This window comes from Stenotrophomonas sp. SMYL20 (assembly GCF_036320045.1).
In the GTDB taxonomy this organism is placed as follows: domain Bacteria; phylum Pseudomonadota; class Gammaproteobacteria; order Xanthomonadales; family Xanthomonadaceae; genus Stenotrophomonas; species Stenotrophomonas maltophilia_A.
The window spans coordinates 38,035-46,377 of record NZ_JAWIRT010000004.1 but is presented as its reverse complement, the minus strand read 5'-3'; the positions used below and the strand labels follow the sequence as shown (position 1 = coordinate 46,377).

Annotated in this window: 5 protein-coding genes; 1 reads left to right on the top strand and 4 read right to left on the bottom strand. The window is 66.5% G+C overall.

What is annotated here, in order from left to right:
- Nucleotides 1–95: 95 nt before the first annotated feature.
- From V3B48_RS04115 to V3B48_RS04100, 4 genes are all read right to left on the bottom strand, one after another.
- Nucleotides 96–1,700 (bottom strand): hypothetical protein, encoded by a 1,605-nt coding sequence (locus V3B48_RS04115; RefSeq protein WP_329893251.1) that lies wholly within the window; start codon nt 1,698–1,700, stop codon nt 96–98.
- A 675-nt stretch (nt 1,701–2,375) separates the two neighbouring features.
- Complete coding sequence (locus V3B48_RS04110; RefSeq protein WP_329893250.1) at nt 2,376–4,094, bottom strand: thiamine pyrophosphate-dependent enzyme; 1,719 nt, start codon at nt 4,092–4,094, stop codon at nt 2,376–2,378.
- A 132-nt stretch (nt 4,095–4,226) separates the two neighbouring features.
- Nucleotides 4,227–5,084 carry an SH3 domain-containing protein gene (locus V3B48_RS04105; RefSeq protein ID WP_329893249.1) on the bottom strand — a complete coding sequence of 286 codons (858 nt, stop codon included), beginning with the start codon at nt 5,082–5,084 and terminating at the stop codon, nt 4,227–4,229.
- A 36-nt stretch (nt 5,085–5,120) separates the two neighbouring features.
- Nucleotides 5,121–5,603: a DUF3574 domain-containing protein gene (locus tag V3B48_RS04100; protein ID WP_121504690.1), complete on the bottom strand. Its 483-nt coding sequence runs from the start codon at nt 5,601–5,603 to the stop codon at nt 5,121–5,123.
- Nucleotides 5,604–5,817: 214 nt separating this feature from the next.
- Between V3B48_RS04100 and V3B48_RS04095 the strand changes: the two genes are divergently transcribed.
- Entirely contained in the window at nt 5,818–8,253 is a 2,436-nt protein-coding gene (locus V3B48_RS04095; RefSeq protein WP_125892747.1) for a TonB-dependent receptor, read from the top strand.
- Nucleotides 8,254–8,343 lie beyond the last annotated feature (90 nt).

Here is an 8,343-nt window from a genome sequence, read left to right as displayed (position 1 = left end):
CCGCGCGGCCGCGCGCCCCCCCCCCCCCCCCCCCGCCCCCCCCCGCCGCCCCCCCCCCCCCCCCCCCCCCCCCCCCCCCCCCCACTACTCTGGGGTCAGCTGTTCTCACCCAGCGGCTTCACCGCCTGCTTCTGCAGTGACAGCAGGCCCAGCAGCAGCGCCAATGCCACATAGGCGCCGGCGAACTGCCAGCTGATCATGCGCGCCAGGCCGTCCAGATCCCACGGCAGGTAGATGCCACCGCGCGGGTCCACCGAGTGGATCAGGCCGAACAGGGTCAGCACCGCCGCCACCAGCAGGAAGCCGCAGGCGCGGCGCAGGCGGCCATCAACCATGGCCGCCACCGCAGAGATCCACAGCATCGAGGTGATGATGAAGCCATTGCCGAGGGTGAAGATCACCGCCAGCTCAGGCAATCCGTGGCCATCGAGCTTGGTCAGCAGCTGCGGCAGCTGGTCCGGTGCGATCCAGCCTGGCGCCTTGATCGCCAGCAGGTACGCTACCGACGGCAGGAAACCGAACACCATCGCGCCGGTATGGTGGCGCGGCGTGGCCTGGAAAGCCTGGGTGGTGATGTCGATAGCCACGTACACGATGATCGGTGCCAGCACCGCCAGCGGCAGCCACTGCACCAGCCCCGAGATGATGCCGAGCATGCCGCCGATGCCGACGAACAGGCCGGTCAACAGCGTGTAGCCGCTGCGCGCGCCCATGTGCTTGTAGGCCGGCTGGCCGATGTACGGCGTGGTCTGCGCCACGCCACCGCAGACACCGGCGACCAGCGTGGCCACCGCTTCCACCAGCAGGATGTCACGGGTGCGGTAGTCGTCACCGGCCGCGCGTGCGCTTTCGGAAACGTTGATGCCACCGACCACCATCAGCAGGCCGAACGGCAGCAGCAGCGGCAGGTAGGTCATCGCGGTGGGCAGGCCGTCGAGGAAGCCCAGCGTCGGCAGCGGCAGCACCACCTGCGGTGGCACCCACTCCGGCACGTGGAAGCCCGGTGCGCCCAGCCCGGCCAGGCCAAGGCCGTAATACAGCACGGTGCCGAACACGAAGGCCAGCAGCACGCCGGGGCCACGCACCGGCAGCTTGCCCTTGGCGATCAGCACGTACAGCAGCAGGCCCAGCGTGGTGAAGCCGACCAGCGGCGAGCGCAGCGTTTCCAGCAGCGGCAGCAGGCCCATCAGCACCAGCGCGATGCCGGCGATGGAGCCCAGCAGCGCGGCCCGCGGCAGCGCGCGCGTGACCGCTTCGCCAAAGAAGGACAGCACGAACTTGAGCACGCCCATGATGACCAGCGCGGCCATGCCCAGCTGCCAGGTGGCGATGCCCGCCTCGTGCGGATCCATGCCCTGCTGCTTGAAGGCGATGAAGGCCGGGCCGAGCACCAGCAACGCCATGCCGATGCTGGTCGGTGCATCCAGGCCGAGCGGCATGGCAGTGACATCGTCGCGGCCGGTACGCGCGGCCAGCCGGCGGGCCATCAGGGTGTACAGCAGGTTGCCGACCAGCACGCCGAAGGCGGTGCCGGGGAACATGCGGCCGAACACCACGTCGGCGGGGAACTGGAAGATCCCGACCAGGGCCATGGCGATGAAACCGAGGATGGAGAGGTTGTCGACGACCAGGCCGAAGAAGCCGTTGAAGTCGCCGGCGACGAACCAGCGACGCGGTGCGGCGGAAGCGGGAGCGGACATGGAAGGGGTGGTGGGGGTGGGGACCGCCGATGGTAGGCCCAGCGGGGCCCGGGCGCCAATTCCGTCGTGGAATGATGGGTTCCAGCCAACGGCGGGGCCCCTCGTGGCTGGGTTGGTCGCGGACAGCGATTTCTGGGTTGGGCCGGTCGGGATGGGCTGCGCAGGACACGCCGTAAACCCGTCCCTGGGGGCTCGATGGCGCCATCCATGGCGCCAACGGTCCTGCGCAGCCCATCCCGAACGGCCCCTGACAGTTTCCTGCGCGTGCCAGCCACGGAAGAGAATCAAAAGATCAAAAGCAAAGGCAGGCTCTCGTTGTTGCGCCGAGCCCATGCTCGGCTGCTGTACGCGAAGCCTCTCAGCCGAGCATGGCTCGGCTCTACAAGAACAATTCGATCATTTCCACGCTATCCACGCATGGCGTGGATCTACCGTGTCGACCAAGGTCGACACCTACCAACAGCAGCGAAAAACTGTCGAGGGCGGGGTGGGTCCGGTTGCGGGGGCGTGAGCGCCATGGATGGCGCGACCGAGCTTACATGGATGTACTTGCAGCGTCCCCCGCAACCGGACCCACCCCGCCATCCCACGGATAGCCGCCTTTGCTTTTAAAGTTGCCGGCCAGCGGCCGGCACTACCGCGGGTGCAGGGCGCAGCCCTGCATCGACCAACCCCCTACTTCTTCAGGAAGTTGTCCACCAGCAGATGCTTCACGTCGTCGAAGCGGCCGTTCAACACGGCCTTGGCGGCGTAAAGCGCCGTACCGGCCACCTGCTTCGCCGCGATCTGCGGCGGCATCACCAGCTCGGCGCGGCTGGTATGCACGTCCAGCAGCGCCGGGCCGCGTTGGGCCAGGAAGTCCTGCACCGCTTCCTCCAGATCCTCGCTGCGGGTCACGGTGCGGCCGTGGAAGCCGATCACCTCGGCCAGGCGGCCGAAGTCCGGGTTCTTCAGGTCGGTGTAGTTATCCAGAAGGCCTTCCACCTTCTGCTCCAGCTCGACGAAGTTCAGCGAACCGTTGTTGAACACCACCACCTTGATCGGCAGATTCTCCTGTACCGCCGTCAGCAGGTCGCCCAGCAGCATCGCCAGGCCACCATCGCCGGACAGCGAGATCACCTGCCGACCCGGGAACGCCTTCTGCAGGCCCAGTGCCTGTGGCATCGCGTTGGCCATCGTGCCGTGCAGCAAGCTGGTCAGCGTGCGGCGGCGGCCGTTGACACGGATGTGGCGCAACACCCACACCATCGGCGAGCCTCCGTCGGCGGTGAACAGTGCATCATCGGTGGCGTACTTCGACAGCAGCGCGGTCAGGTGCTGCGGATGGATCAGCTCGCCCTCACCGGGCTGCTCTTCTTTCTCGCGCTTCTTCAGTGCCTTGTCACGGCGCTCGATGCACTCGTCCAGGAAACTGCTGTCCTCGCGCGGCGGCAGCATCGGCAGCAAGGCGTCCAGCGTCGGCGCGATATCACCGACCACGCCAAGGTTCACCGGATGGCGGCGGCCGAGGTGGCTGCCATCGCGGTCGACCTGGATGATGGTGGCCTTGTCCGGGTAGAACTGGCCCCAGGCGAAGTCGGCGCCGAGCAGCAGCAGCGTGTCGCATTCCATCAGCGTGTGGAAGCCGGATTCGATGCCGAAGATGCCGGTCATGCCCATGTTGTACGGGTTGTCCGGCTCGACGAAATCCTTGGCGCGCGAGGTATGCGCGACCGGCGCCTGCAGGCGTCGTGCCAGTTCCAGCAGCTGCGGGTGTGCGCCCTGGCAGCCGGCGCCGGCATAGATGCCGATGCGCTTGCCCTGCCCCAGCAGCTCGGCGATGCGCTGCAGTTCGGCGTCGGACGGGCGCAGCACCGGCTGGGTGTAGTGCACCGAGAACGGCACATCGTGCTTCACCTCGGCCTCGCTGATGTCAGCCGGCAGGATCACTACGGCGACGCCGCGACGGCTGATCGCGGCCTGGCAGGCCAGCGCCACCACGCGTCGCGCCTGTTCGGCACTGTGCACCTGCTCGCAGAACACCGTGCAGCTGCCATACACCGCCTTGAAGTCCACTTCCTGCGGGAACTCCATGCCCAGCTCGCTGGTGACGATCTGGCTGGCGATCAACACCATCGGCGCGCGGTTGCGATTGCTTTCGAAGATACCGTTGATGAAGTGCAGGCCTCCCGGGCCGCAGGAGCCAGCACACGCAGTCAACTGGCCGCTGACCAGCGAATCCGCGCCTGCGGCGAATGCGGCCACTTCCTCATGTCGTACGTGCACCCAGGCGATGTCACTGCCATGCATCGCATCGGTCACATGATTGAGCGTATCGCCCACGATGCCGTAGCAACGGCGGACACCAGCCTGCTGCAGGGCGTCCACCACGATTTCGGCCACGCGCTTGCTCATCGGATACATCCTCGAACGGGGGAACGTCCGAGGCTAGACCTGATGAAGTGATGCTTCCGCAAAAAAAGGGGACGGAGGGAATTAAGTTGTTAACGGCACAAACGACTTAATTCCCTCCGTCCCCTTTTTTCTTCAATCGTTGACGTTGATCCAACCTTCCACCGCGCCGCTTTTTGGATTGAGAAACCGCAGCTTCATCCAGCCATCCTGTTCATCCAGCATTTCCGCACGGTCGCCCTGCACCAGATAACGCTTGGTGCTGGATGCACCGGGTCGGTCGAACAGGAACAGGCGCGCTGGCACCACGGTGGCCTGCTGGCCACGCAGCGGCCCATCCGGCGGTGCGCCCAGGCCATCAGCGATGGCGGTCTCCAGCACACGACCGGCGGGATCATAGGTACGCCAGACCGCCAACGGGCCCTGCTCGTCGCTCTGTTCCCATTGCAACGCGGCGTTCACCGTGTCGCCCAGCATCAGCACGCTTTCGCTGCGGTAGAGATAGAGCTTCGCACCTGCAAACCGGTACTGGTCGGCGTACCACATCGGGCCACTGCGGCAGCTGCTGGTCAGGGTTCGAGTGGCAGCATCCACGCTCAACCCCATCAGGTCACCGCAACTGTCCTTGCCGTGGGTGTCGGCCTGCAGCGCGCGGAACCCGGCACTGGCCGGGTCGAAGCGGTACACCGCCACCGCCTCGTTGACCATGCCCACCGATGCACGCGCGACCAGTTCCGGGTATCCATCGAAATCGACGTCTTCCAGCGACCAGCGCGAATTGCCATCGGCATCCGCCGCACCCGCCAGCGTCTGGCGCTTGCCTGACGGTGACAGCTGCACTGCGATGCTGCCGTCCTGCTGGGGATCGGCATGCGCCTGCACATGCGCGGCCACCTGGAAGCGTAGCGTTTCGCTATCGTCCCCACGCGCCTGCGCCGTCGGTGCCAGCACACCTGCCAATACCAGGCCCAGCAGGCATTCCCTGTAGTTCATCATCGCTCCCTGCGGCACCGCGGCGGCACCTTCAACTCAGAACGATACCTCGACCGCCTGCCGCGACCACAGCACCGATTGATGCTTGGTCTGCTGCTTCCACGCCAGGCGGATGGCTTCGATATCGGCACGGCGCTGCGGGGTGTCCTCGTGCAGCACCACCAGCACCTTGGTGCGCAGGCGATTGGGCGCGGCATCACCGCGGAACAGCCACTGACCATACGCATCGAACACGGTCAGTCCATCCGGGAAGCGCGGGGTCACTTCCTTGTCCAGGAAGGTGCGCCACTGCGTCTCGCTGATGGTGTCGGCCTGCGGACGGTTGCCGGCGCCCTGCTCCTCGCCCACGCCGAAGTACAGCTCACTGCGCACCCAGCCGTGGCCGGCGGACGGGCGTGCGGCATCACCCTTCAGTTCGGCGGTGGTGGCCGTGGCATAGGCGCTGGGCGCCTGAGAGGACAGGCTGGCGCAGCCACTGGTGGCCAGCAGCACGGCGAAGACGAGGCCAAGGTGTTTCATCGGTACAGCTCCGGGGAAGGGGGACAAGGCGAGCCGGCAGCGTACAGCGCCACCGGTCCGGCGTGCTGATGCCAACGGGGCATCAACTCATGCCGGACCGGCAGGGACTTGCATCGGCACCGGCCATCACGCGAAGATAATATATCGCTTCATCCGGATGGATGTAAGTGAAACTATCTCCCCCTTCCCCGTCGTCGTTGTTGCTGGAGCCCCCATGTCCATCCGCCTGCCCGCGTCGCCGCTCGGCCTCGCCATCGCCCTCGCGCTTTCCTCCACCGCCGTCCCGGCTCTGGCCCAGGACGCTACCAACCTCGACACCGTGATCGTCACCGGCACCCGTGCCGCCGACCGCACCGTGCTCGAATCCACCTCGCCGGTGGACGTGCTCACCGCCGAGGACATCCGCAAGGCGGGCGTGGTCAACGGTGAGCTGGGCAGTGCGCTGCAGGCCCTGCTGCCGTCGTTCAACTTCCCGCGCCAGTCCAACTCCGGCGGCGCCGACCACGTGCGCGCCGCACAGCTGCGTGGCCTGTCGCCGGACCAGGTGCTGGTGCTGGTCAATGGCAAGCGCCGCCACCACACCGCGCTGGTCAACACCGACAGCAAGATCGGCAAGGGCACCACGCCGGTCGACTTCAATTCGATCCCGGTCAGCGCGATCAAGCGCATCGAAGTGCTGCGCGACGGCGCCGGTGCGCTGTACGGCTCTGACGCCGTGGCCGGCGTGATCAACGTGATCCTCGACAACGGCGGCGACGGTGGCGAGATCGAGGCCAGCTACGGCGCCAACCACACCGACCTCAAGCCGATCGGCCGCACCCTCACCGACGGCCAGACCGGCAACATCAGCGCCAAGGTCGGCACCTCGCTGGGCGAGGACGGCGGCTTCCTGCGTGTCGGCCTGGAGTACAAGCACCGCAACGGCACCAACCGCGCCGGCTTCGACCAGATTCCGCCGTGGGACCAGACGCCGGACAACCTGGCGCTGCAGGGCAAGCGCAACTACGTGCTGGGCGATGGCAAGAGCAAGGACATCAACCTGTGGCTGAACACTGAGATCCCGGTGGGCCAGACGTCGACGTTCTACGCGTTCGGTACCTTCAACCAGCGTGATACCGAAGGTGCGAACTACTTCCGCTACCCCGATGGCAATGCCAACTGGAAGCAGGTCTATCCGAACGGTTACCGGCCGATCTCCGAAGGCGAGAACCGCGACGTGCAGGCCGTGGCCGGCGTGCGCGGCCAGTGGGGTGAATGGAGCTACGACGGCAGCCTGGATTACGGCCAGAACGACTTCACCTACCGCCTGCGTGATTCGCTCAACGCGTCGCTGGGCCCGACCAGCCCGACCCGCTTCAAGACCGCCGACTACGAATACGCACAGACCGTGGGCAACCTCGATCTGAGTCGTGTGTTCACCCAGAGCGACAGCATCAGCCACACCCTGGGCCTGGGCGTGGAAGCACGCCACGAGCGCTACCAGACCCGTCCCGGCGACCCGGCCAGCTACGCCGCCGGCCCCTACACCGATCGCCCGACCGGCTCGCAGGCCGGTGGCGGCCTGACCCCGCAGGATGCAGCGCGCCTGTCGCGCGACGTGGCCAGCGCCTACGCCAGCCTGTCCAGCCAGTTCGGCGAGAAGTTCTCCTCCGATCTGGCCGCACGCTACGAGCACAACGACGACTTCGGCGGTGAACTGACCGGCAAGCTTGGCCTGCGCTATGAATTCACCCCGGCGTTCGCGCTGCGCGGCGCGATCTCCAACAACTTCCGCGCACCGTCGCTGGCGCAGATCGGCTACGAATCCACCTCGACCGGCTACAACGCCGGCGGCCAGCTGGTGCAGGGCCGCCTGTTGTCGGTCAACAATCCGATCGCCCGTGGCCTGGGTGCGCAGAACCTGAAGCCGGAAAAGTCGATCAATACCTCGCTGGGCTTCACCAGCCGCATCGGCGAGCACTTCGACCTGTCGCTGGACTTCTTCCAGATCGACATCGACGACCGCATCGCGCTGTCGGAGAGCATCACCGGTGATGCATTGACCGACTACGTGGCGGCCAACTACGGCGTCAGCGGCCTGCAGAGCGCCAGTTTCTTCGTCAACGCCGCCGACACCCGCACCCGCGGCGCCGAACTGGTGAGCAACTGGCGCCAGTCGCTGGGCGATGGCCAGCTGCTGTTGACCGGCACCTATGCGTACACCAAGACCACGCTGAAGAACGTGCTGGCCACGCCGGCGCAGCTGCGTGCACTGAACCCGGACTACGTGCTGTTCGGCATCGAAGAAACCAACACGCTCACCGATGCTACGCCGCGTACGCGTGGCAGTTTCTCGGCCGCATGGAGCAACGACCACTGGTCGCTGAGCACCCGCGTGAACCGCTATGGCAGCGCCACCCGCGTGTTCAACTTCGGTGATGGCTACATCCCGCGCCAGACCTACCAGGCCGAATGGCAGCTGGATGCGGAAGTGGAGTACCGCATCACCCCGCAATGGAGCGTGGCCATCGGCGGCCAGAACCTGACCGACAACTACCCGGATCGATCCAACAGCGATATCCACTACTTCGGCAACCTGCCGTACGACGTGCTGTCGCCAATCGGCAGCAATGGCGCGTATTACTACGGCCGCGTCCGCTATACGTTCTGATTCATCAGTCCGGTAGTGGCGGGCGCGGGGCGGGCCCCGCCGGGGGGGGACCGGGGCCCAGACGGGGGGGGCGCCCGCGCGGCGCGCCCC